This window comes from Kouleothrix sp. 19917, assembly GCF_057073505.1.
The window spans coordinates 131838-153643 of record NZ_CP097100.1; the positions used below are offsets into that span (position 1 = coordinate 131838).

19 protein-coding genes and 2 pseudogenes are annotated in these 21806 nt (G+C 62.1%); 4 read left to right on the forward strand and 17 right to left on the reverse strand.

The window, feature by feature from the left end:
* Window positions 1-335: 335 nt before the first annotated feature.
* Both M1P90_RS35305 and M1P90_RS35310 read right to left on the reverse strand, forming a co-directional pair.
* Window positions 336-1091, reverse strand: a complete 756-nt coding sequence (locus M1P90_RS35305) for an MBL fold metallo-hydrolase RNA specificity domain-containing protein (protein WP_483705677.1) — start codon at window positions 1089-1091, stop codon at window positions 336-338.
* On the reverse strand, window positions 1073-2260 hold the full coding sequence (locus M1P90_RS35310) for an MBL fold metallo-hydrolase (protein WP_483705679.1): 1188 nt from the start codon (window positions 2258-2260) through the stop codon (window positions 1073-1075). Before M1P90_RS35310 ends, M1P90_RS35305 begins: the two co-directional genes overlap by 19 nt.
* Before the next feature lie 472 nt (window positions 2261-2732).
* On the opposite strand from M1P90_RS35310, the gene M1P90_RS35315 reads away from it, so the two are divergent.
* The 3 genes from M1P90_RS35315 to M1P90_RS35325 all read left to right on the forward strand — a co-directional run bounded on the left by M1P90_RS35315 (window position 2733) and on the right by M1P90_RS35325 (window position 7544).
* Window positions 2733-3806 (forward strand): ATP-binding protein, encoded by a 1074-nt coding sequence (locus M1P90_RS35315; RefSeq protein ID WP_483705681.1) that lies wholly within the window; start codon window positions 2733-2735, stop codon window positions 3804-3806.
* Between the two features lie 1329 nt (window positions 3807-5135).
* Complete coding sequence (locus M1P90_RS35320) at window positions 5136-7022, forward strand: hypothetical protein (RefSeq protein ID WP_483705682.1); 1887 nt, start codon at window positions 5136-5138, stop codon at window positions 7020-7022.
* Between the two features lie 207 nt (window positions 7023-7229).
* Window positions 7230-7544, forward strand: coding sequence for a DUF6788 family protein (locus M1P90_RS35325; protein WP_483705683.1), 315 nt, complete (start codon window positions 7230-7232; stop codon window positions 7542-7544).
* Window positions 7545-8204: 660 nt separating this feature from the next.
* On the opposite strand, the gene M1P90_RS35330 is transcribed toward M1P90_RS35325, so the two are convergent.
* The 9 genes and pseudogenes from M1P90_RS35330 to M1P90_RS35370 all read right to left on the reverse strand — a co-directional run bounded on the left by M1P90_RS35330 (window position 8205) and on the right by M1P90_RS35370 (window position 14929).
* The gene (locus M1P90_RS35330; protein ID WP_483705685.1) at window positions 8205-8393 is read right to left on the reverse strand and encodes a hypothetical protein; all 189 of its coding nucleotides are present in this window, start codon (window positions 8391-8393) and stop codon (window positions 8205-8207) included.
* Window positions 8390-9019 carry a TMEM175 family protein gene (locus tag M1P90_RS35335; RefSeq protein WP_483705687.1) on the reverse strand — a complete coding sequence of 210 codons (630 nt, stop codon included), beginning with the start codon at window positions 9017-9019 and terminating at the stop codon, window positions 8390-8392. Before M1P90_RS35335 ends, M1P90_RS35330 begins: the two co-directional genes overlap by 4 nt.
* A 132-nt stretch (window positions 9020-9151) precedes the next feature.
* A pseudogene (locus M1P90_RS35340) lies at window positions 9152-9484 on the reverse strand (SDR family oxidoreductase); the annotation flags it as partial.
* Between the two features lie 74 nt (window positions 9485-9558).
* On the reverse strand, window positions 9559-10527 hold the full coding sequence (locus M1P90_RS35345; RefSeq protein ID WP_483705689.1) for an alpha/beta hydrolase: 969 nt from the start codon (window positions 10525-10527) through the stop codon (window positions 9559-9561).
* Between the two features lie 169 nt (window positions 10528-10696).
* Window positions 10697-11443: an SDR family oxidoreductase gene (locus M1P90_RS35350; RefSeq protein ID WP_483705690.1), complete on the reverse strand. Its 747-nt coding sequence runs from the start codon at window positions 11441-11443 to the stop codon at window positions 10697-10699.
* Window positions 11444-11570: 127 nt separating this feature from the next.
* On the reverse strand, window positions 11571-12560 hold the full coding sequence (locus tag M1P90_RS35355; RefSeq protein ID WP_483705692.1) for an aldo/keto reductase: 990 nt from the start codon (window positions 12558-12560) through the stop codon (window positions 11571-11573).
* Between the two features lie 37 nt (window positions 12561-12597).
* Window positions 12598-12921, reverse strand: a complete 324-nt coding sequence (locus tag M1P90_RS35360) for a carboxymuconolactone decarboxylase family protein (RefSeq protein ID WP_483705694.1) — start codon at window positions 12919-12921, stop codon at window positions 12598-12600.
* A gap of 62 nt (window positions 12922-12983) precedes the next feature.
* On the reverse strand, window positions 12984-13961 hold the full coding sequence (locus tag M1P90_RS35365; RefSeq protein ID WP_483705696.1) for an aldo/keto reductase: 978 nt from the start codon (window positions 13959-13961) through the stop codon (window positions 12984-12986).
* A gap of 110 nt (window positions 13962-14071) precedes the next feature.
* Entirely contained in the window at window positions 14072-14929 is an 858-nt protein-coding gene (locus M1P90_RS35370) for an aldo/keto reductase (RefSeq protein WP_483705698.1), read from the reverse strand.
* Window positions 14930-15137: 208 nt separating this feature from the next.
* Between M1P90_RS35370 and M1P90_RS35375 the strand changes: the two genes are divergently transcribed.
* Window positions 15138-16100, forward strand: a complete 963-nt coding sequence (locus M1P90_RS35375) for an AraC family transcriptional regulator (RefSeq protein ID WP_483705700.1) — start codon at window positions 15138-15140, stop codon at window positions 16098-16100.
* A gap of 6 nt (window positions 16101-16106) precedes the next feature.
* Here M1P90_RS35375 and M1P90_RS35380 read toward each other — a convergent pair whose 3' ends face one another.
* The 6 genes and pseudogenes from M1P90_RS35380 to iscB all read right to left on the reverse strand — a co-directional run bounded on the left by M1P90_RS35380 (window position 16107) and on the right by iscB (window position 21715).
* Window positions 16107-16328 carry a hypothetical protein gene (locus M1P90_RS35380; protein WP_483705702.1) on the reverse strand — a complete coding sequence of 74 codons (222 nt, stop codon included), beginning with the start codon at window positions 16326-16328 and terminating at the stop codon, window positions 16107-16109.
* A 703-nt stretch (window positions 16329-17031) separates the two neighbouring features.
* Complete coding sequence (locus M1P90_RS35385; protein WP_483705703.1) at window positions 17032-17391, reverse strand: hypothetical protein; 360 nt, start codon at window positions 17389-17391, stop codon at window positions 17032-17034.
* Window positions 17388-19340 carry a hypothetical protein gene (locus M1P90_RS35390; protein ID WP_483705705.1) on the reverse strand — a complete coding sequence of 651 codons (1953 nt, stop codon included), beginning with the start codon at window positions 19338-19340 and terminating at the stop codon, window positions 17388-17390. The genes M1P90_RS35385 and M1P90_RS35390 overlap by 4 nt, the downstream gene beginning before the upstream one ends.
* Before the next feature lie 121 nt (window positions 19341-19461).
* Complete coding sequence (locus M1P90_RS35395) at window positions 19462-19599, reverse strand: hypothetical protein (protein ID WP_483705707.1); 138 nt, start codon at window positions 19597-19599, stop codon at window positions 19462-19464.
* Between the two features lie 465 nt (window positions 19600-20064).
* A complete protein-coding gene (locus tag M1P90_RS35400) occupies window positions 20065-20277 on the reverse strand; it encodes a hypothetical protein (RefSeq protein WP_483705709.1) in 213 nt (70 codons plus the stop codon).
* A gap of 5 nt (window positions 20278-20282) precedes the next feature.
* Window positions 20283-21715 (reverse strand): annotated as a pseudogene (gene iscB / locus M1P90_RS35405) (RNA-guided endonuclease IscB).
* Between the last annotated feature and the right edge of the window lie 91 nt (window positions 21716-21806).

Below are 21806 nucleotides of genomic sequence, written 5' to 3' on the forward strand. Positions count from 1 at the left end.
TTTAACGTCTCTACAGACAGAACAACTGATCCCTTCGCCACTGGCCGACCGAGAGGATGGAGATTAGGGAGGCGTCCCCATCGTCGTTCGAGCTGCCACGCCCAGTCGGCTCAGTTGTTTGTCCCGCGGATTGCCCGTGGCGGCTAGTCAGGACTTACGTTGTGGGGTCGCGATTGGCTTTCGCTTGCCACACAAGCCCAGGTGCTTTAGCCCCTGGGTTCCTGACGTCAGGCTTATTGATTAGCTGCTGTATTGCATCCTGCCGCGCGGCTTTGGTTTCTGGTCGCCGCCTGCCGCCGCTTCCACCACGGTTTCGCACGACGAGCTGTCGCAATTCAAGTGACAGCTCCCTGATCTGCACTGCGGATGATGAGTTGCCAGCCCCCCGTCGCCGCTGCAAATGCGGTCGTGTATTCGTGCTCCGCAGTGGCGTCGACTGGTTCATCACAATACACCACGACCTGGCGCTGTTCCTGGTACACCGACGGCGAACGGGCCAACGCCAGATCGGGTGGTAGCGCGGCTAAAAGTGCCTGCATCTGGGCATTCGGATGCACCGTGACCGTCCAGCCGGTGCGTATGGCCACCTCGGCTAATTGCGTTGCATAGCGTTCTCGGTCCACTTCAGGTAGCGGAAACCGGATCACGAACGTCGCCGGCTGGTGCGGATGGACTCCAATCCGCGTTGCCGCCCCGTTCAGCACCGCGTGCGCTATCTGGCTGGCCACGAACTGCGTGAGGGGTTGGGCCGGCGGCTCCAGGGCTGCGCTGGTAAGATCAATGATCGCAGGTGCCGGGGACACGACCTGCGGCACTCGATCGACGGGTACGGCGTTGAGCTGTGCTGGCGGTGCATCCGATAGCGGGCCGTGCGCGATGGCAGGTGTCGATCCCCGACGAGGCGTGATGGCGATCATCTCGCCATCAGCCGGGCAGCGCACAGTGTCGCCTTGCATCCGCAGATGGTCGGCCAGCGCGGCGCGAGCGTCCGTATCTCCATGCACCAGGGCCACCTGCGCCGGACGCAGTGTGCGAACGTAGGCGGCAAGCTCGGCCTGGTCCGCGTGGGCGCTCAAGGCATAGGTTTCCACCTGGCACTGCACCGCTTGTCGAACGCCCCGATGGTCAACGTGCCTTCTTGCCGTGCTGCCACGGCCAGCAGTTGGCGGCCCGGCGACTCTTCATCTTGATAGCCCGTTATCAGAATCGCGGCGTTGGGCTGTCCGACGAGGTGACGTGCATAGAAGGCGCTGGGACCGCCGGTCAGCATGCCACTGCTACTAATGATGCAGCAGGGTGGGCCATCGAGGATCGCCCAACGCTGATCAGGTGTCTCAACCGGCCGGATGCCGCGGAAGAAGAAGGGGTTGACGCCGCTGCGGATGCGGTGTTGAAGCGGCGGGGTGAGCGCCTCGGGTATCGTTGTGTAGACGTCGCAAACCTGGCGTATGAGTCCGTCGACCCAGACCGGGAAGCGCGGGACGAGATTCTTCTCCTGTGCCGTTCGCAAGATGATCATGATTTCTTGCGCGCGGCCGAGCGCGAAGGCAGGTATCAGACAATGTCGGCCGGCCTGGATATGACCGGCGACGGCGTGAGCCAGCCGGCGCTCCTCTTCCCGACGGTCAGGGTGCGTCCGTCCGCCGTAGGTGCTTTCCAAGATGAGCAGGTCAGGGTCGCGCTGCTTGGGGGAGGTGGCAGGAGGCACCGTGCGTTGCGGCGCGCAACTCAGGTCACCGCTTACTACCACGTAGCCCTCGGGTGTCTGCATGGCCAGGCTCATCGCGCCGGCGATATGACCCGCCGGAACGGTGGTCACCTTCAGGGACGGCAGACCGGGGAGGACGCGTGGGGTGCCGGTGGGTAGGGGGCGTAGCCGTCGCAAGGTTGCAGCGACCAGCGCATCGTCGAACAGCGGAACCTCCAATTCTTCGGCGGCGCGCCGCGCCATAATCCGCAGCGCGTCAGCAAACATCACACGCATTAGCGCGATTGTCGCGGGCGACGCGTAGATTGGGACAGTCGGAAATCGCTCGCGGAGGAGGGGCAGCGCACCGATATGATCGGCGTGCGCGTGAGTGATGAGGATGGCGGTGACATCTTTATCCGCTAAAAACGCCAGATCGGGGAGACGCTGATCGGGTGGGGCGCCGACCCGCACACCGGCATCGACAATGATCCAGCGCTCACCGAGCCGAAACGCGAGACAACTCGCGCCGACCCCAGCAGCCCCACCGAGGAAAACGCAATCGAACGCCACAGGCAAACCCTCCGCACGACACGCGAACGTGTGTCCTAATGAACCCAAGTATAGCATCAATGCACAGTGTTCATGTGCTGTCCGATACCCCACCGCGCACCGCTCCCGCTCTCAACTCTCGGTGGCGCGGTTCGCGGCGACCCCCGCGCAGGTATCCCTCGACATATCCGAAGAGACCGAACCAAACGACGCGATCTGTCGTTAAACTGCATACAGGTGTTGGCGAAGCGAGGCAGGACGCACAATGGAGTTCGAGCATGATGCCACGACCGCGCATCTGATTGCGCTGGCCCGACTCGGCAGTCCGGCGGGCGAGCAGGCGTGGAACGGGCTGCTCACACGCTATTAGGCGCCGGTCTATCGCCAGGTTCAAAGCTGCCGTAGCATTTGACGGCGAAGAAAGACTATGGTACAAAAAAGCGTTTTCACTGCGCAAAGAACACCCCACTGCGGGTAGGAATGAATTGGTGCTATGACTGACTATATCGACCTGCAAAAGTTGCGCAGCATCGACAGTCTGCCTATCCGCGGAGTCGGGCCGGAGCATCTTGACCCTGAGAAGACCGCCGAGCACATCACACGTGCGGTGGAGCGGCGTCGTTATCGGGGTCCGGCTGGTGTTGAGGCGTTCTGGAAAAACACCGGATGCCTGGCAGAAGACGACAATGACCTCTGCGCTACGATCGCTGGGATCATGTGCTTTGGGAGGAATCCGCAGAGCGTGTTTCCTAATGCCATTATTTCGCTGGTTCACTATACTGGTAGTTACGTCCATTCCAATGAGGTATTGAACCGTGATCGCATTGACGGCACCATTTTCGACCAGGCATCCAGGGTGCAAGAGTATCTTTTCAACAATATGCGCAAAGGAATGAATCTGGAGAATCTGCACCGCGGCTCGCTAGAGCGCGAGGATGTCTACCAGTGGCCACTCCCGGCGGTTCGCGAGGCGCTCGTGAATCTCCTGGGCCACCGTGATTACACTCAGCGAGGTGTGGTGGCTGATGTGCTGATGTTCCCAACCCACATATTGATGACGAATCCTGGTGGTTTGCCGGCCGGGGTTACCGTGGATCGAATTGCCGAGGTCCACGAGTCGCGGAACCCAATCATTGCGGAGATTCTGCGCCAGGCTGGCCTCGGCGAGGAAGCTGGCCAGGGGGTGGACACAATTCTGCGTGAATACGAGCGGGCGCGGCTCCCGCGCCCTCAGTTCGAGGATCTAGATCACAAGTTTTTTCGGGTCACGCTCGTGGGGCGAGCACCCGAAACATTCTACGAGGGTGGGGTTTACGCGAAACTGACCGATCGGCAGCGCCGCATCCTGGCTATTGTGCGCACCCTGGGTGGTCAAGCGACCGCACAGCAAATTACGGGACAGCTGAACACGACCGGTGACCCGATTCAGCATCGTCAGGTCAACCGTGAGACTACTCAGCTCATCGAGATCGGCCTGCTGCGGAGAGTTGGGGGCAGTCATCAAACACAGTACGAGTTGACCGAAAATACCCCCACGCAGGCTTCATTTTTTTCTCCAAACAGCTAATCCCTATACGGTATACGCGACGTTTGACTGGCGCACATAGCACGAAGACGATGTGGCACTACGGATGACGCGTGGTGTGGAATTCCTTCTCCACTCTTCACGACATACGCGACGCAGCGGTGACGGGCACGACGCGCAACACCCGCTCCGCTCTTTACGACATACGCGACGCAGCGGTGACGCGCACGACGCGCAACCTCTTCTACCAGCGCTTGCATTCTCAATCCCACACCTGTTTGTGAGCATCTGCGGCTCATTATCCCTCGCCAGCCCAATTCTTCGTCGAAGATAGGAAGGAGCCGAGTCGTGGTCAAGCACCATTCCACCTGTAGCCAGCCGGCGGCCTCCTGGAGTAGCTTGTCCTGATCGATACCATCCGAGAGAGATCCAAGCATCTACAAAGTGTAAACGACGATTCGCAGTGTCATTATAGTGACACCTCTCGCAGTGTCATTATAGTGACACCGCTACACTCCTCCAACCTCAGCATTTTCCGCGACTTGGGCAGAAAACCGAATACGCTTGTATCCTGGTCAACAGACTCAGAACATCTCAGTACGAGGTCATCTATTGGGATGCGGAGGTAGTCGGTGCGAGAAGTGACGGCTCTTCGCGACATGCGCGTCATGGTTATGACGCGAAGACCGGCAGCTCTTCACGTCATGCGCGACATGGACATGACGCGAAGATGTGGGCCATCAAGCAGCGCATTAGGATGCCATACTTAATGTAATAATCTGAGAATGACTCAGTCCAAAACCCATCGCAACCTCCTATGAAACCCCAACTGTGGCGGTCATGACGAGCATGTCGCTTAGCAAGGGAGAATTTGACGCGAAACAGAGGAGAAAGTGTCGCGTAGCACTCTTGTTCATGTCGCGCATCCTTGCTAGGATAGAAGCACTGAATTGTTTGTCTGCGACACCTGTACGGAGGTGCCGCGATGACTTTGGCGCAGCAGAATAACCACTGTGATCGCATCCAACACCTGTTCGAGGTGAGTACACTGAGGCCGGTTTCGGTCGCTCAGTACGCCCTCCAACGGCGAAGCGCCGCATCGTCGCGGCGCCCCATCCGTTCGGAGTAATCCAAAGCTCGTGGGGTCTCAGACCACTCGATAATGCCTGCCAAGCTCTCTCGAATGGTCTGTTCCAGCCCCGTCGCCTAGCCTTCGATTGGAAGGATCGGTGCTGTGTTGTTGCACAGCCCTCCGCCAAGAAAGGTCGGCTTTGAGTTGCTCCGATTATAGTATCCGCCCAAGTCCGATGTCAATACTCGGACATAGATGCGCTGCCGCCTACCACGTAGTAGCGCGAGGAGTAATCGGAGATGCTGGCCCACACAGCGCCGGCGGCAGATCGACCGCCCGCGCCATTTCACGCCGCGCCATCACATCCCAGCAACTACTGTCCTGTTCCACAGCGGCTGATCACCGACGTCCACGACAATCCGCTGGCAATTAGCCTGTACGCCCTGCTTGGCCGCCTGTACTTCGTCGTCCAGGAGCCCATCCCGCTCTCTGTTCCCGATGTCCTCCGCTACGACCCAACACTCTCGCGCGGCGCGGTCATCCGCGCATTGAAGCGGCTTGTGGATGGCGGCTGGCTGCTCGCGACCACGCGGCGCGGTCATAAAACGCGCTATGCGCCGACGTGGGGGCGCATCAAAGGGATTTCGCAGCCCTGGCATATCGGGCAACCGTGTATGGGTCGCCCCCGCCATGTTGACCGCCTGCCGCTCGACCGCTCGCTTCTCGATATTTGCATGGGCAAAATCACACCGCATCCCACCGAGACGGCCCCGATTACTCGTTACATAACGACGCCGGCGCTGTCCCTGGCCGATATTGGCTGCTATGCGCTCACCCTGGCGGGTCTTCCTCACGAGACTCCCGCGCTTCGCTGGCTCGGCCTCGTCCGCGACGGGCAGGCCCGCCCGCTCCCGAGCGACGCACGCCTGCTGGCGATCATCTCACAGCGCCCCCTGACACTCGATGAGTCCGAGGAGCTGCGCGACACGGAGCTGACGACGAGCGGGGCGCGCAAGCTCGGGATGGTATCGATGCCAGCTCAGAACGACGAGAGCGGCCGCGCGCAGCCGCTTTTTTTTGTCCCACCGGGGATGATCGGATCGATGATCGGTGCCATGATCGGTGCCATGATCGGTTCGCCCGAGGAGGTTCCAGCCGAACCAATCGCAGCAGCATCGCCCCAAACCCGATCAGATGTGCGACTCACAGGGATCACATGGGAATCCAGGGATCAAAAGGACTCAAGCACTCCCCCCCCAACCCCCCCACAGCCGGCAGAGGATGTTAGTGGTGGTGGATCAGGATCGGCGGAAAAAAGAGTGGAAAGCGGGGCCGCCGCGGCCCCGGACACGGAGGCGGCGCGGGCGCTCAGGGCATTCAACGTCCGGCCCGCCGTCGTCGCCGAGCTGGCGGACACGCCGATCCATGTTGTCGAGGCGGCGATCGCGGACGCGCGGGCGCGCCCAGGAGTGCGCGACCAGGCCGCCTGGGCGGTGTCCCTGATCCGCGATGCACGCAAGCATGGCTGGCGTATCACGGGCTATCGATCGCGGGCGCAGCAGGAGACCGTCGACTGGGCAAAGGTGATCGCAGATATGCGGGCCAGCGGGCTTATCAGCGATGAGCCGGACGAGGGGGAAACGCTGGCCGAGGTGCCCAATGCGCCAGCGCCACGAGTACCGATCGATCTGCTCGGCAGCAAGCTGCGAGAGCGCCTGCGCTGGATGCGGCGCGAGATAGGGCCAATCATCGAGCGCGTCGAGGTGGTGGCGGAGGATGATACGCCGATCCTGGCGTGCCACAACGTCGAGGACGCGACGGCGCTTCAGGCGGTGCTGCCGCAGATCGCCACGGCGCTGCGCGAGCTTGGCTGGGACGCGCCGCCGCAGCTCGCGTTGATCGCGCCCCCGCCAGCGCCCCCGCCCCCGCCGGAGCGGCGCCCGGCCTGGATCGCGGCGGAGCAGTGGGAGCAGCTTCCACCAATGCTGCGCGGTGCGCTGGGCGGGTCGGACCTCGACGGCGGGCAGGTGCGGGCGGCATCGGCGTTTCAGGGGAAGCTGCTGGCGACGCGCTACGCGCCCTACGTCGACGCGCTGATCAAGAGTGCGACACGCGTCGGTGATGCGTTGGCCGGAGATACGAGCGGCGACGCATCGGTAGCTGCGGATCCAGGGGGTCTTAGGTAATGTTTGCCCGAAGGTATGAGGCGATATTACCTAAGATTGTAGTGACCAGAACCGCGCCAGGCGCTACGTGCGACACGCTATGGTGCGTGGACGATTTACGGCTCAGATGGCGCGGCCGAGGGATGCGTCCCTTGGCAATAGTGACGTCTTAGGTAATACATCGCACGATGTATACGAAACATTACCTAAGACGCCAGGGAGCGCGTTGTGGATCAGACCCAGATCATTGAGGCCCTGTCGGAGCTGGATCCGGACGAGCTGCAGGCGATAGCAGCGGCACTGCGCGATCTGCTCGCTGCAAGAGATTCGCCGACCACGATGATGTCTGCGCCAGGCGTGGTTGCGGAGCGCATGGTGCGAGGTGTGACCTACCGCCTAGAGCATGTACGCTGCGGGAAGCCGCAGTGCCGTTGCGCAGGTGGAGCCTGCCACGGCCCCTACTGGTATGCCTACTGGTTTGTGAACGGTAAGACCCGCAAGCGCTACATCGGCAAGTATTTTCGCACAGTTCAGCGCGAATAATAAAGAAGGTATGGCAACGGTTCGTGCTTTTTGGCGCCACAGAACGATCGCTTTTCTAGCTCGTGGGGCCACGAGTATCGGCAAAACTTCATTGTCGACAGTGTCATTACCGCAAGCCTACGATGCAGCCTGTACCACCTCACCCTCGCCGGCGGCATCTGCGATCATGTCGATTTCCAGCTGGGTTTTGCGGTGCTTCCTGAACGTTATGATCTGTTGAACACTGGCCCCGGCTCGCCGAACCAATGGCGCAGCCGGGCAAAGGGACGAATCCAATCGCGGTGGATACGTTCTGCAGGATGCCCGCGCCCACACACGAGTTGCACCGCGTGATAGGTATTTCCGTCGCGAAGGCCCTTCGCGATGGGGCTGCGCCAACGTCGCCATTTTGATCTCTCATCGCCCAATCCCTTCTCCCACAAGGGGAGAAGGGGACGCTTTCATGGACACTCAGGATAAGATATAGCGGAATTGTGCCTCAATCCAATGATGTGCCGATACTGTCCAGTGTCTATGCGGCTGTGCATACGAGCCAATGGCATCGGCTCGCTACTAGGGTAGAATACAAGCGCACAATATCAATAGTGATGGCAAAGTGGCGCATAAAGGGCAGAAGCTCTTGGCCCCATAGGGGAGCAGCCAAGAGCCTGCCCTTTGTAATCACCTCAAAGCTTTCTCACGCGTGGTAATGTGCGCTATGATCGATGAGAGAGCTGAAATGGCGGCGCAGAACCCAGTTGCCTTCAGCGAGAGACTTTTTTCTGCGGTAATTGTCATCGGTAAGATTTCCCACCAGGTCATGCGGGCATCCATGGAAGCATCAAGGCGTGGGTTGGCGGTGTCTATCATGGTGAATCCTCTATGGCTTCTTGGCGCTGCGTTCCTTCGGTGGGCCGAGCAACCGGAGCGAAACTGTGGTAGACAATCACCACCATCAGCACAACCACAAAAAGAGCATAGCTCACTGCCGGCGCGACAAACCCAAGCAGTATGGCTAGTACGTAGCTCAGATTGACAAAGCCAGAGACATACAAGCCCTTGTGGCTCGCCCAATGGGCAAGGCCACTCCCCAATTCAGGGTGTGCGCGTAGATACAGCGTGAGCATCACTCCAAGCGTATTCGCCGCGATCAGATTCACCCCATAAATCATGATCGGGATTGGCTGCAGGGGGTAGCGACCCAACAGCGCAGTTGGAAATGGCATGAAGCTCACCGCCAGCAGGTAGATCAGGTTGAGCCAAATCAGAAAGCCGTTCAGTTTTCCGATCAACTGCAGTGACTGATGGTGCGAAAGCCAGTAGACTCCGATGACACCGAAGCTGATGACATAGGCGAACATGCGGGGGAGCATAGCGACGAGCGCTGCGAGCAGTTGGTTATAGTCGACCTCAGGAATTCGAATATCGAGAATGAGCAAGGTAATCACAATCGCAAAGACGCCATCACTGAAGGCTTCAACTCGATTTTTGTTCATTGACATGCTCTTGGGCTTCGGTTGTGGCCGAAGGCGCGGCACTGTGGCGAGTGCCCGCTCGCTTCAACGCCATGTTTGCGTGGCTGTGCAACGCCGTCCGGGCGCCCGGCGTGAAATGGACGCTGCTCGGGTTCAGGCGCGACTACCCTGACGACGTCGCGACTGTGTCGACGGAGGCCGGGTCGGTCGGAACAGGATCTCGTTGACGTCCACGTTCTCGGGCTGGCTCATGGCGAACACAACGCAGCGCGCGAACGAGTCCGCCGGGATGGCAACCTGCTCGTAGAACTGCTGGATGCCGGCCGCGACGTCCGCCTCGGTGGCGCTGCCGGGCAGCTCCGTCGCGACCGCGCCCGGCGAGATGACCGTCGTGCGGAGGTTGTAGGGCTTCACCTCCTGCTGCAGCCCCTCGAAGAGAACCCGCACGGCGGTCTTGGTCGCGGCGCACACGGCGTTGCCGGTGCCGTAGAGGACGCCCTTGATGCCGGTTCCCCTCCCAGGGTGGGCGCCGAAGATAGACGCCCACGGGGCCGAGCGACTCACGGCAGGTTCTTCGTGAAGAAGTCGTCAACCTTATCGAAGGGGATCAGGTCGAGGCGGTCGTAGAGGTCGATGTGTCGTGCGCCCGGCACGACGACGAGCTCCTTGGGCTCACCCATCGCCTTCATTGCATCTTCGGTGAACCAGCGCGAGAAGGCCTGGTCGCCGACGATCATCAGGACGGGCCGGGGGCTGATGTCTTCGAGGTAGCGCAGGCCGCCGTATCCCATGTACCCGAGGTGGCTCACTGCGATGTGTCCGCCCTGGGAGTGGGGGTGGTAGCCACGGTCGTTGCTTTTGACGTAGTAGTCGAAGAACTCGCTCGTCACCGGGTCGAGCTGAACCTGCGCGGGAGGCACTTCCTCAGGGAAGATCGGGTCGTAGGTTACGGTGCCGGCGTCCAGGTCAGCCCAGCGCTGCTCGGCGAGGCGGTCCATCTCTGCGCGTCGATCGGCGTCGCTCCAGGAGTGCTGCCACCCGTTGCGGTAGTTCTCGCCTATGTCGTACATGGAGGCAGTGACGACCGCCTTGATGCGGGTGTCCATGCGTGCCGCGCCGAGGCCGAAGCCTCCCGAGCCGCAGATGCCGACCAGCCCGATCCGGTCGCGGGAGACGTAGTCGAGGGTTCCGAGGAAGTCGACGCCGGCGCTAAAGTCTTCCATGAAGATTTCCGGCGAGGACACGAAGCGGGGCTCGCCGCCGGAGTCTCCCTTGTAGGAGGGGTCGAATGCGAGAGCGACATAGCCGCGCTGGGCCAGTTGGTTGGCCCACACGCCCGGCATTTGCTCCTTCACGCCACCATGGCTGGGGCCGATGATGAGCGCGGGATGCTGGCCGCTCTTGTCGAGGTCCTTCGCCGTGTAGAGGTCGGCGGCGATGGTGATCCCGTAGCGGTTCTTGTAGGTGACACGGGTGCGGTCGACCTCCGGCGAGATGACGAAGGTCAGACCATCGGGTTGTAGAGGCATGGGAAACTCCTTTTTCGTTTGTCGAGGTACTATATAATGAGCACGCAGCGATGGTTGGCGCTGCGAGCGCTGATCACGTTCGTAAGGCACGTCTGGCGCGGCTGATGGTGAGCGTTACCAACAGTCACCCCCGGTGGCTGCCTCTGTAGGCTGGTCCACTCGTCGCTCATCACAATTCCTGCCGGGTCGGCCGGAACAGGATCTCGTTGATGTCCACCTCTTCTGGCTGGCTCATGGCGAAGACCACCATCGTGGCGAAGGAGTCAGCCGGGACGGCGATTGCCATGGCCTGGCGGACATTCGCCGCGATGTCGGGTTCGGTGACGCTATCTGCAAGCTCGGTCGCGACCGCACCCGGCGAGATCACGGTTGTCCGGATGTTATATGGCTTGACCTCCTGCCGCAGCCCCTCGGAGATCACGCGAACCGCGGTCTTGGTTGCGGCGTAGACGGCGCTGCCCGGCCGCACCTTGTGGCCGGCAACTGAAGATACATTGATGATGTGACCACTCTTCTGCGCTTGCATATGCGGCAGCGCGGCGGCGATGCCATAGAGCACGCCCCGCAAGTTCACATCGATCATGCGATCCCAATCCTCAATCTTGCCCCGTTCAAGCGGCGAGTGCGGCATCAGACCAGCGTTGTTGAGGATCACGTCAATGCGCCCATGGGTTTGCACCGCGTGATCCACGAGATGCTTGACCTGGTCGTAGTGCGTCACATCGGTCTGCACGGCGGCGTCAGCCCCCAGCGACAGCTCGGTCGCGAGCGCCTGAAGCCGGTCGAGCCGCCGTGCCCCGAGAACCAGTTTGGCCCCTAGCCGCGCCAGTTGACGCGCGGTGGCTGCACCGTTTCCGCTGCTTGCGCCTGTGATGACGACGACTTTTCCTGCGATAGTAGTGTTGCTCGTGCTCATACTCATAACTCCTGCGTGCCAGCATGCCTTCAAAAATGATACCCATGCACTGGCAGGTATATCAAAACAGATTGTCAGGTGTCAACGGTGCTGCTGGAGCCATCCTGATGACCTGTCAAGATTGTGCTTAGCGGTCGATCATGGACATCGTCGTGGAATTGTAGCGCTGCCCAGAGATGTTCTCCGGCGCGAGCGCCGCGTCGAGCGTCTGCATCTGCGCCGCGTCGAGCGTCACCTGTGCAGCGGCGACGTTCTCCTCCAGATACTTGACGCGCTTGGTGCCTGGAATCGGCACAATGTCCGATCCCTTATGCAGCAGCCAGGCGATCGCAACCTGTGCCGGCGTAATGCCGATCGACTGCGCCACCTCGCGCACCGCCTCCGCTGCCCGCACGTTGGCATCGAAGTTCTCACCCTGGTAGCGCGGGTCGCCGCGCCGGAAGTCACCCTCGGGGTATTCCTCCGCCCGCTTGACCGCGCCGGTCAGGAAGCCGCGACCAAGCGGCGAGAACGGCACCAGGCCGATGCCGAGTTCGCGCAGCACTGGGATGATGTCCGCTTCCAGGTTCCGCTCCCACAGCGAGTACTCACTTTGGAGCGCCGAGACTGGGTAGACGGCGTGTGCGCGCCGGATATTGGCGACGCCCGCCTCGGACAGGCCGAAGAAGCGCACCTTGCCTGCCTTGATGAGCTCGCCCACCGTGCCCGCCACTTCCTCGATCGGCACCGCGGGGTCGACGCGGTGCTGATACAGCAGGTCGATACGGTCAGTTTGGAGGCGCCGCAGCGACTCCTCAACCACCTGGCGGATGTGCTCGGGCCGGCTGTCGAGACCCATGCGCTTCCCTTGCTCGATGCGCATGCCGAACTTGGTGGCGAGAATCACCGCATCGCGTCGCCCTTTGAGCGCCCGGCCCAGCAGCTCCTCGTTGGTGTAGGGGCCGTACACCTCCGCTGTGTCGAGGAAGGTGCAGCCCAGTTCGATGGCGCGGTGGATGGTGGCGATCGACTCAGTCTCGTCGGCGGGGCCATACGACTGGCTCATGCCCATGCAGCCGAGACCGAGCGCCGAGACCTCAAGCCCTTGCCGGCCGAGTGTTCGTTTTTCGAGACTCATCGTGCTTCGCCTTTTGCCTGGAGCCACGTGATTGGAGCTACTTCTTGAAGACCTCCCGCGCGATCTTGACAGCGGACATCGCGCGCGGCCAGCCAGCGTAGAAGGCCAGGTGGATGATCACCTCAGCGAGCTCAGTTTCCGATAGGCCGTTCTGCTTTGCCCGGCTCAGGTGTCCTGCAAGCTGCTCGGTGTTGCCACCCGCGATCAGCGCGGCGACCGTGACCAGGCTGCGGTCGCGCGGCGCGAGCTCGGCACGCTCCCAGACATCGCCGAACAGAACCTCGTCCGTGAGTTGCGCCAGCTTGGGCGCGAAATCGCCGACCAGCTTCTGTGCGACCGTTGGTTCTTTTGCTTCAGACATCTCGTGTCTCCTGTTCTTGTTCGCCGTGTAATCTGATCCGGTCACGCCACGTTTCGACCTGCTCAGCGATCGATCATCCGCTGTGAGCTTTCGGAGTAGCGCTCTCCGCGGATCGTGATCTGCGCTACGCTGCTTTCGATCTCCCGCAGATCGTCGGGTGTCAGCTCAATGTCGACTGCATGGAGGTTCTCCTCAAGGCGGTGGAGCTTGGTGGTACCGGGGATCGGCACGATCCACGGTCGCTGGGCCAGCACCCAGGCCAGCGCGATCTGCGCCGGCGTCGCCTGCTTCTTCACGGCGATCCTGCCGACCAGATCGACCAGGGCCTGGTTCGCCTTGCGGTTTTCTTCCGAGAAGCGCGGGACGGTGTTGCGGAAGTCGCTCGTGTCGAACGTCGTGTTCGCGCTGATCGCGCCGGTCAGGAAACCCTTGCCGAGCGGGCTGAAGGGCACGAAGCCGATCCCAAGCTCCTCCAGGGTGGGCAGAATCTCGGCTTCCGGCTCGCGCCACCACAGCGAGTATTCGCTCTGGAGCGCTGTGACCGGCTGAACTGCGTGGGCACGCCGAATGTTTTGTACGCCCGCCTCCGAAAGGCCGAAGTGCCTGACCTTGCCCTCCTGTATCAGCTCCTTGACTGTCCCAGCCACCTCCTCGATCGGCACGTCCGGGTCGACCCGGTGTTGATACAGCAGGTCAATCGTTTCAATTCTGAGCCGCTTGAGCGAATCCTCGACCGTTTGCTTGATATATTCAGGTCGGCTGTTCAGACCACCCTTGCCACTGAAATCGAAGCCGAACTTGGTGGCGATCACCACCTGGTCACGAACGGGGGCTACGGCTTCGCCCACCAGCTCCTCGTTCGTGAACGGGCCGTAGACCTGCGCAGTGTCGAAAAATGTCACGCCGCGTTCGACGGCCGATCGGATCAAAGCGATCGCCTCCTGCTTCTCCGTGGCGGGACCCATGCCATGGCTGAGTCCCATGCAGCCAAGTCCGAGGGTTGAGACCGCGAGGTTGGTACCGAGTGTGCGCTGTTGCATACCGCTTTCTCCCTTCAATTCCAGTGAGTTGCCCTGCGCTGATTCGCGCGTCATCTTTTCCACGACGACCGGCGTCGTCGGTCGCAGATGCCAACGGGCCGCTCGTACGTTTAGGTCGTGAGTTTTACCTCGCCCAACCGCTTCACGATGTTCGGATCGCGGTGGTCGAAGAGACTGGTTTTTGTATCCAGCGTTGCAATCGCCGCCATATCGTCCGGGCTCAGGGCGAAATCGAAGATGCTGAAGTTCTCCTCAATGCGCTCCTTGCGGACGGATTTGGGAATCGCCACGACCCCGCGCTGGGTCAGCCAGCGCAGAATGACCTGCGCCACGGTCTTCTGATGCTTGGTTGCGATGGAACCCAGCAGCTCGTTCTCGAAGATGTTGTTTCTGCCTTCGGCAAGCGGCCCCCAGGACTCAATCTGCACGCTGTTGTCCTGTAGGAATTTCTGGGTCTCGGTCTGCTGATAGAAGGGATGTGTCTCGATCTGGTTCACCGCAGGAATCACCTGGTTGTGTACAATCAGATCCATCAACCGGTCGGAGTGGAAGTTGCTGACCCCGATGGCGCGCACCCGGCCTTCCCGATACAGCTCCTCCATCGCGCGCCACTCGCCATACACATCCCCGTAGGGCTGATGAATCAGGTACAGATCGAGATACTCCAGTTGTAACTTCTGCAACGACTGTTCAAACGCCTGCCTGGTGTGTTCGTACCCGGCATCCTGAATCCACAGCTTGGTCGTGACGAAGAGCTCTTCGCGTGCCACACCGGCTCGCTTGATGGCCTTGCCGACCGCGGCCTCATTGCCATACACCGCCGCGGTGTCAATCAGACGGTAGCCTGCGCGTATTGCCTCGTAGACGCTTCGCTCGCACTCTTCGGCATCGTTCATCTGAAACACGCCGAACCCGAGAAGCGGCATGACCACACCATTATTTAAAGTAACTGTAGGCACCGTTGACATGGACTGTTCTCCTTGTGCATATGCGGAGCGCGTACCGCTGCTGCTTGCACAATTCTCCCAGGCGTTGGACGGCGCCAGCAGCGCCTCCGCGCTTTCGTATCCAGTATAGGCGCTTTCGACCATGATGTGGTATGATGATTATCGAGAATTATTGGACAATCCTCTAAATACTCAACACCGGGGCTGGAGAAAGAGAGGCCGAGGCACTATGGATGTGATCAAGGGACAGCGTGCAGCGTGGGAGCGACAGCATGCGCACACCAACCGTGAAGAGCTGGTCGCGCGGATCGCGAGCACCCTCCCGGCCGATGGGACGGTTGAGCCGCTGCCAGGGCTGCATTTCCACCGCGCCTGCTCGCCGACGCAGCCGCTCCACGCCGTGCTCGTCCCGGCCTTCTGCGTGATCGCCCAGGGCAGCAAGGTTGTGCTGCTGGGGGATGACCAGTACCGCTACGACCCGGCACACTACCTGCTCGTCACTGCTGAGCTGCCTGTGGTAGGACAGGTTGTCGAGGCCTCGCCGGAGTGCCCCTATCTGAGCCTCCGCATTGAGCTTACCCCCACCCTGGTTGGCTCGGTGATGGTCGAGGCTGGGCACCCGTCGCCGCAGAGCCACCCCTCCGTACGTGCTCTTGACGTGAGCCCACTTGATACGGATTTGCTGGACGTGGTGGTGCGGCTCATCAGGCTACAGGACTCCCCGCACGACGCGGGCTTCCTGGCGCCGCTGCTGCAGCGCGAGATCGTCTACCGGCTCCTGAAGGGAGAGCAGCGTGACAGGCTCCAGCAGATCGCGACGGTAGGTGGCTACGCCCACCGTATTGCTCAGGCGATCGAGCGGATCCGAAAACACTTTGACCAACCCTTGCGGATCGAGGATCTCGCGCGCGAGGTGGGGATGAGCGTCTCGGGCTTCCACGCCCACTTCAAGGCCGTTACCGCGCTGAGCCCGTTGCAGTTCCAAAAGCAGCTGCGGCTGCAGGAGGCGAGGAGGCTCATGCTTGGGGAGCACCTCGATGCAGCGAGCGCCGGCTATCGCGTGGGATACGACGATGCGGCGTATTTTAACCGCGAGTACAGGCGGCTGTTCGGCGCCCCACCCATGCGCGATGCCGCACGGCTGCGGGAAAGCGCCAGTGAACGTGTGGTGGTGGGTCAAGGAATGGTGTAGCAGCCGCTACGGGAAATGCTGGAACCAGCGCAGGCTGAGCACCCCACCCGCAAGCAAGAGCACCGTTGCCAGCGCGCCTATGAGCGTCGTGATCTTCGTGCGCTCCTCTATCCAGCTCACCTGGTTACTCAGATCACCGTAGATCTGTTCGAGGTGGCCAGCCACCGCCGCGTAGAAGTACCTTCCGCCGGTCTGCCGCGCGATCGCCTGCAAGCTCGCCTCGTCCAACTCGGCGTGCTGCCCAATACCGACCGTGGATCCGAACCTGCACGCCTACGGCTTGCGCCACGGCTTCACTGGGTGCCATACCGGCGGAGGATTGACCATCGGAGAGCAGCACCACCAATGCCGGCAGCCGCTGGCCCTGTGCGTCGGCCGGCTGCTGGGTCAGGGGTCGAGCGCCTGCCCTTGTGTGGCCGACAGCGTCTCGGAAACCACCGCATTCAAGCGCAATGGCCTACCTATCGATACGCAACGCTTTAGCTTAAACCTCCGTAACGCACATTACAAATCGTGACGCTCTCGGAAGGCGCAAAAAGGTAGAAGCTCTTGGATCCCAATATGGACACCAAGGGCTTCTGCGCTTTGTGATGAGCTATTTCTTACTCACGTCCGATACTGTGCGCTATGATCAATCAGGAGGGACACGTTTGATCATCGCCGATCGGGCAGATACGTGACACATCCAAGTCAGTTCTACCGAGCTTTCTCTATTCAATCGGTCTCGCTCCTTTCGCCTGCCCTCTTCTTTACCCTCGTCGTTATGACAGCTCAGTGTACCGAGACTCCGATCGTGTCCGGCGATCATATATCCGGGCGGTGATTAGGTGCGTAGCGACCGTGCGACACCCTCCTACAAGAACGCGAAGGCCCGAGCTTCGATCGCCTGATCCTCCATCGTGACGCGGGCATGCTGGCGCATGTGCTCGGCTCACGAGACCACAACGAAGGTTTCCAGGTAGCGGTCGGGATCCACCAGGTCGCGAAAGAGATCCTTGCTGACGGCGCCCTCCCGGTGGCGGAAGATTCGCATTTCGTCCATCGACTGGAAGCAGGCGATGGTGGCGTCCCGCGCGGCCGCGTCGTCGGCCTGGGCCTGGAGGCGTAGGAGCTTGCCGGCGGCGGTCTGGTCGCTCTCGCTAGGGATGACGCGTTGTGCTGCTCTCGCCTGCGCCAGGTCGAGCACTTCCATCAATATGTCGCGAGCTTCGTCCGGGCTGAACCGGATCACGCCGGCGATCTCGGCGCCGAAGCGCGTGGCCGCGGCACGCTGGGCCGATTCGCAGCTCATCGCTCGCTCCCCTCAAGTTCTGGCACGGGAACCGGGTTCATCTCGAAGCCATAGCGCTCAGTCGCCGCAACGTGGCGCCTGCCATTCGGCGGCCGGTACACTTCCTGGAGACGCATCGCGGTCCACCAGCTCTGCAACCACGGCTGCGGCTTGCCCGCAAACGCGAGGGGCGGGCCGGAGGCAGTGCCATCGGGGCCGATCGGGTAGCGCGCGAGCGTGTAGTGCTGCTTCTGGCGCGTCTGAGCCCAAGCGCCGACCCAGTGCAGCACTTTCGCGACGACCGGATTGGTCTCAGGCAGGTCACCGCGGCTGATCGCCATATCGAGCCGGTCGAGCGCGAGGATCGGGCCGACTAACTTGTGCGGCGGCTGGCCGGCAAGCCGCTCATAGCTCTCGCGGCGCGACTCGGCGATTGTGCCAATGATGCCGCTGCGGTAGTGGCCGCCATCGACCTCGCCGCCACGCAGTGCGTATGCGACGTGCTCGGCGACGCGCTGCGCGCCACCATCGCCGCGGGCCATCCGGTCCAGGTAGCGCTCCAGCTCGGCGCGGGCCTCCTCCAGGGACGGCGCCGTCGGCCGTTTTTCAAAGACGTGTGACGGGTCGTCGATCGCCTGCTGTACAAGCGCTAGCACCGTCGCGTCATCCAGCTCGGGAGGAAGTGAGATGTGCCGATCCGGTGGCGGTGGCGGCGCCGCAAGATCGACGATCGCCTGCGCCAGCCGCCGCTCCATATTAGCAAGATGCCACTCATGCCTGGAGGAAGCGCGGTCGATGTACGTCGCCAGCTCGACACCGCGCAGCGAGCGTAGCCCGAGCGAGGGCTGGGCCGCCCGGAGCTGCGCCGCCGCGTAGGCCAGGATAGCTTGGTCGAGCCCTGAGGCGGTCCGCTCGCCTCCGGCAATCGCGCGAATAGCGGGGTAGCGGGTCAGCAGGTCAGCCGCGCACTGAAAGGTGTTGCCGGAGGGGGGTGGCGGCGCGACCATCGCGCGCAGCGCCCGCCCGCGCTCGCTCGGCGAGAGCGCCGGCGCCTTACTGGGCGCGCGAGATGGCAGCGGCTGCCCGATCTGCTCGTAGTGCGCCCGTAGTTGCCTGGCCAGCTTGCCCCACCCGCGCTGCCAGGAACTGTTTCTGACCGCCTCGCGCAGCGGCTCGGGGAAAAACGGCGCTTGCGACAGCGCGTGCAGATGCGGCGCCAACGCCTCCTGGGTCAGGCGATCCGGCGTGCCTTTTTCCATCACGGGGATGGCCGCGGCCACAGGCTCAGCAGGACAGGTATGCGCTCCATCCAACTCGACATAACGACCACATGCTAGACATCGGTCAACGCCGGCCGCCGTGACGACCGCGATTGCGAGGTTGCGCCGGGCCATACGGAACGCCACACCACCGCCCTGCATGGCCTCGCGAAACGCCACCGCTGCCTCGCGCAGTTCCGCCGCGACACCACTGCGGTCGAGCTGTGCCGCCGTCGCGGCGAGGTCCTGGGTCTCGGCGACCGCGTCCGCACTGCCGACGCTGGCCGTGGTGTTGGCGGTGGTCCAGAGGCTCGGCATGCGCGCCAGGGCGGCGCGTGCGACGGCGTCCGGGGTGGACGTGCTGCGAGCGCGGAAAGCGCCAATGATCTCTCGCGCCAGATCCGGCAACTCCCGCCCGGCGCGCGCCGCCTGGACGGTTTCATACACGGCGCGCCAGCCGTGCTGCGCGTCAGGCTTCGGCAGCGCCAGTCCAGTCGCGGGGTCTATTTCCCCGTGCGAAGGAACGGGTATGGGCGGTTGCATCGAGCGCATCTCGGCGAATAGAGCGGTGGTCGCCTCCGCGGCGGCGGCGTCCTCGGCGCGAGCGCGCGCCGCGGCAAGCCGGTCCTGCGCGGTGGTGCGCCCCGAGCGTTGCGCCGGCGTGGCGGCCTCAACCCGTGTCGTGGCCAGCTCGTGGAGTTCCAGGAGCACCGCGCGGGCCTCCGGTGGTGCCATGCCGAGTATGGGGGCAATCTGATGGCCAATGTGCGTGCAGTAGGCGCGCGCAGAAGTGTCACAACTCAATCTACACCTCCAACCGGGCTTCCGAGCCTTAGAGCAGATCTTCGATTTTTTGTAGCTCCAGCGCCAGCATAGCGGCGCTCACGTCGGCAGGCGCGAACACGCGCCTGCCGTTCGGCTCGGTCGTGATGGTGATCGGCAGCGCCCTCCGCCGGCCTTTCAGCCGCACGATCGGCCGGTCCGGTCGCTACTCACCGTGACAGGCGTCCTGACGCCCTGTGTGAACCTGCTCAGATGACAGTGGCTTTGGCAGGGTACAGGGCATCAGCGGCGCCCCATCGTGATTGCGAACAAAGACCTTCATGTGGCTGTAAGCCCTCCTTGCGGAGTAAGATGCTCCTCGCGACTGTTCAGTGGGCTTGTCATGCTTCGGTCACCTTCGCCTTTCGGCTACCCTTAAACCGAAGCCACAGAGCTACAGACTGGAACAACATCCGTAGGTGTGTTGGCCCATCGAACTGCTCCCCGTGCGGGGCCGCTGGTAGTTCCATGAGTTTCATGGGATAAAACTCAAGACTTTTAGGAACTATCCTGATCGTACCTGGTGAGGCGAGGATTGTCACCAGGTTCCGTGGATCAATATCGAAGCAATCCAGTAAAAACCGTTCGTGCGATGCGGATGGGCTGCATGCCCTCATGCGGGCTGCGTCATCCCCGTCGCCCATCCATAACCGACCAGCAGCAGCAGCGTCGTATGTACATGCGGCCAGTTTTGCGCCGGGATAGCCTCCAGGAAGCTCTGGACGGCGATGGCTTCGAGGTCGCCTTCGTCGTCGAGCCACGTCGCGTGGAAGCTGAGCGCCGCTGTAAGCTGCGCCGACCACCAAAAAAGCGCGGCGGGGGCCACTTGCTTTAGCTGGTGGGGGACAAGCGCAGCGGAGGGGGCGGGCTCGCGCTCTCCTTTCGTGTTGCATAGGTATATCCATCGGCCCGCTGCACAAGAGTCAGGTACTTCGGATGCACATCAAAGCCATTCAGCTTGAAGCTCGGCCGGCTGCGTACCGCAATCCGCCCCACATGCCTGCCAGCGTATTTCCCGCTCGGGATGACCGCACGCACCAGGTCGCCACTCCGAAAGCCAAACCACTAGACCTTATTCAGAATAACGGGGCAAAATCGCCTCTCACTGCATCAGGAAGCGAAATAACGCCGTCAAGTTGCGAATCATGTTTTAGAGCGTCAGGAAGCCAAAACCCGTCTATTCTGAATGTTAACTACTGCTTCTGGCGCCGCCTGTGACGGATCGGGAAGCCGCTCGCATTTGTCCCACACATCTGACGGCGACCGTGGCCTGCCGCCGCGATCAGCAGCACACTGGCCACCGCCACGCGCAGATCATCCGGCGTACTCGCCCCCACTACTGCCGCGTCGCGCCAATGGGCCTTGGTGTAGCCGAGCCGAGCGCGATTCCATTTCGTCCTGCCGCCGGTGCCCACCTCGACGGGCAGGCCCGTCGCTAGTAGGTGCTGATAGATAGCCCAGCGCACGCTGTTGACTGCCGCCGCATCCTTCAGCGGGGCGCGAGCCTGCGCCATCAAGTGCGGGAAGCCGAACTCTGCGGCGGTCTGGTTGCCTTTGCGCTCGTTGCAGGGTCGGCAGGCGATCGTGAGGTTGGTGATGCGGTCGCTCCCTCCTCTGCTGCGCGGGATCAGGTGTTCCTGCTCCAGAGGCACGCCTGTGGCACCGCAGTAGGCGCAGCGGTGGCCCCACTTGGCGAGCAAGTAGTTCCAGACATCCCAGCCAAATAGCGTGCCGCGCTGGTATTCAGTCCCGCTGATCTCCGGGTGCTCCATCGCCTGGGTATCGAACCGTACCAGCTCCATGCTGATCGTCGTGATGGGGCAGAGTGCTCGCAGCCGCCGTACCCAGGTCGTCGTGGTCAGCGCACGATGGGCGAGCGAGGGCGCGAGCCAGCCGGCTCTCCGCCTGCGGTTCAGAAAGCGCGCGGGCCGGTAGCGCGTTTTGCGTTGGCGGCGGCTGCATCTGATCTGGCGCCTGCGCAGCAGTGCGTCACGAATCTGCTGTCCCCGATGAGTCAGCTCGCCAGCCCAGACCAGCCGAGCGGTTTCCTCCTGTACGATCACGATGCCGGTCGTCTTCGAGCCAGGGTCGATTTTCAAGCGGTGCTCGTGCGAGATCGCCTCGGCTGCTAAACGATCCTTCAGGCGAATTGTGAAGGGATAACGTTTCCAGACCGCCGCCCGGCCGGCCTTGAGCAGCTTCCTGGCCCGCGCCTTGTGGCAGGGGTCGAGCGGCACTCCGTCAGATGAAAGGACAAAAACCATTGTCGTTCCTTTGCCCCGTTACCGGGGCGGCTCCCATTGCTGGGGTGATGTGCGCCTCGACCATGCGCGGAAGGCTTGTCGTGCTCGCCAG

Bases quoted from the DNA above. Each gene is read 5' to 3' on its own strand.
- M1P90_RS35315 (WP_483705681.1), top strand. From the start codon at position 2,733: ATGACTGACTATATCGACCTGCAAAAGTTGCGCAGCATCGACAGTCTG.
- M1P90_RS35320 (WP_483705682.1), top strand. From the start codon at position 5,136: ATGCTGGCCCACACAGCGCCGGCGGCAGATCGACCGCCCGCGCCATTT.
- M1P90_RS35330 (WP_483705685.1), bottom strand. From the start codon at position 8,393: ATGATAGACACCGCCAACCCACGCCTTGATGCTTCCATGGATGCCCGC.
- M1P90_RS35335 (WP_483705687.1), bottom strand. From the start codon at position 9,019: ATGAACAAAAATCGAGTTGAAGCCTTCAGTGATGGCGTCTTTGCGATT.
- M1P90_RS35345 (WP_483705689.1), bottom strand. From the start codon at position 10,527: ATGCCTCTACAACCCGATGGTCTGACCTTCGTCATCTCGCCGGAGGTC.
- M1P90_RS35350 (WP_483705690.1), bottom strand. From the start codon at position 11,443: ATGAGCACGAGCAACACTACTATCGCAGGAAAAGTCGTCGTCATCACA.
- M1P90_RS35355 (WP_483705692.1), bottom strand. From the start codon at position 12,560: ATGAGTCTCGAAAAACGAACACTCGGCCGGCAAGGGCTTGAGGTCTCG.
- M1P90_RS35360 (WP_483705694.1), bottom strand. From the start codon at position 12,921: ATGTCTGAAGCAAAAGAACCAACGGTCGCACAGAAGCTGGTCGGCGAT.
- M1P90_RS35365 (WP_483705696.1), bottom strand. From the start codon at position 13,961: ATGCAACAGCGCACACTCGGTACCAACCTCGCGGTCTCAACCCTCGGA.
- M1P90_RS35370 (WP_483705698.1), bottom strand. From the start codon at position 14,929: ATGTCAACGGTGCCTACAGTTACTTTAAATAATGGTGTGGTCATGCCG.
- M1P90_RS35375 (WP_483705700.1), top strand. From the start codon at position 15,138: ATGGATGTGATCAAGGGACAGCGTGCAGCGTGGGAGCGACAGCATGCG.
- M1P90_RS35385 (WP_483705703.1), bottom strand. From the start codon at position 17,391: ATGAGCTGCGAATCGGCCCAGCGTGCCGCGGCCACGCGCTTCGGCGCC.